Origin of the sequence: Mesorhizobium sp. M7A.F.Ca.CA.002.09.1.1, from assembly GCF_003998555.1 — a bacterium.
In the GTDB taxonomy this organism is placed as follows: domain Bacteria; phylum Pseudomonadota; class Alphaproteobacteria; order Rhizobiales; family Rhizobiaceae; genus Mesorhizobium; species Mesorhizobium ciceri.
Genome location: NZ_RZRR01001174.1, coordinates 1 through 1,401 on the forward strand (window position 1 = coordinate 1; position 1,401 = coordinate 1,401).

Genomic DNA, 1,401 nt, shown 5'->3' on the forward strand with positions numbered 1-1,401 from the left:
GCGTCGTCGCTTGCCGTTCCTGCGTGACAAGCCCGGTATCGACCAGCCGTTTGAGGTGATGCGACAGCGTGGAGGACGGAATGTCGCGCCTGCCCTGGACGCTGCCGACGGCAAGCCCGTCATCACCGGCCCGCACCAGGATGCGATAGAGCTGAAGCCGCGTCGGATTGCCGAGCGCTTCAAGCTGCGCGGCTGCTTTTTCGAGTCTCATGGAAATAAGCTACGCAGCACTTTTCGCGCCGTCAACCCAATTTCGAAAATTATGGAAATAGCGTCAACCGGGGCGCTTGCCCGAGGCGTAAATGACCACCTCGCCATCCTCCTTGGTGAACGTGCCGATGTCCGGATTGGGCAGAATGTCCAGCACCTTTTCCGACGGCCGCGCCAGCACGACGCCGAGCGGACTGACGACGATCGGCCGGTTGATCAGGATCGGATGTGCCAGCATGAAATCGAGGATCTGCTGGTCGGACCATTTCGGGTCGGCAAGGCCGAGTTCGGCATAGGGTGTGCCCTTCTCGCGCAGCAGGGCGCGCGGTGTAATGCCCATCGCCGCGATCAGGTCGACCAACCTTTCGCGCGATGGCGGCGTCTTCAGATATTCGATCACCTCCGGCTCCTCGCCCGACTGGCGGATCATGGCCAACGTGTTGCGCGACGTGCCGCAATCGGGATTGTGGTAGATGGTGATGGTCATTTCGAGGTCCTCTCAGCCGACATGGTATTCCGGACGGCGCCGCCCATCTCGTACCAGCCCTTGCTGCGGTTCACGATCCACACCACCGACAGCATGACCGGAACCTCGATGAGCACCCCGACCACAGTGGCAAGGGCCGCGCCAGAATTCAGCCCGAACAGCGCGATCGCGGCGGCCACCGCCAGCTCGAAGAAGTTCGACGCGCCGATCAGCGCCGATGGTCCAGCCACGCAGTGTCGTTCGCCGCTGAGGCGGTTGAGCAGATAGGCAAGACCGGAATTGAAATAGACCTGGATCAGGATCGGCACCGCCAGCAGCACGATCACCAATGGCTGCGCGATGATCTGCTCGCCCTGAAAGCCGAACAGCAGCACCAACGTCGCCAGCAAGGCAACCAGCGACAGGGGCTGCAGCGTGGCAAGCAGGGCCTCAAGCCCGGCCTGTCCCCTCGCTGCCAGCAGCCGGCCACGAACCAACTGCGCGACGATCACCGGCGCGACGATGTAGAGTGCGACCGACAGCATCAGCGTGCCCCATGGCACGGTGATCGCCGACAGGCCGAGCAGCAGGCCGACGATTGGCGCGAAAGCAACGATCATGATAGCGTCGTTGAGCGCTACCTGCGACAGCGTGAAATTCGGCTCGCCGCGCGTCAGGTTCGACCAGACGAAAACCATCGCCGTGCACGGCGCCGCGGCAAGGAT

At 63.0% G+C, this 1,401-nt stretch carries 2 protein-coding genes and 1 pseudogene; all 3 read right to left on the reverse strand.

All coding sequences use genetic code 11. From position 1 onward, the window contains the following. Positions 1-211, reverse strand: a 211-nt coding sequence (locus tag EN994_RS31485) for a helix-turn-helix domain-containing protein (RefSeq protein ID WP_164746416.1), incomplete at its 3' end; no start/stop codon positions are given. A 63-nt stretch (positions 212-274) separates the two neighbouring features. Next, entirely contained in the window at positions 275-697 is a 423-nt protein-coding gene (arsC, locus tag EN994_RS31490) for an arsenate reductase (glutaredoxin) (protein ID WP_063168658.1), read from the reverse strand. Next, positions 694-1,401 (reverse strand): annotated as a pseudogene (locus EN994_RS31495) (arsenical-resistance protein); the annotation flags it as partial. The pseudogene EN994_RS31495 and the gene arsC, both read right to left, overlap by 4 nt.

Excerpts from the sequence above, each read along its gene's own strand:
- arsC (WP_063168658.1), bottom strand. The coding sequence starts at position 697 with ATGACCATCACCATCTACCACAATCCCGATTGCGGCACGTCGCGCAAC.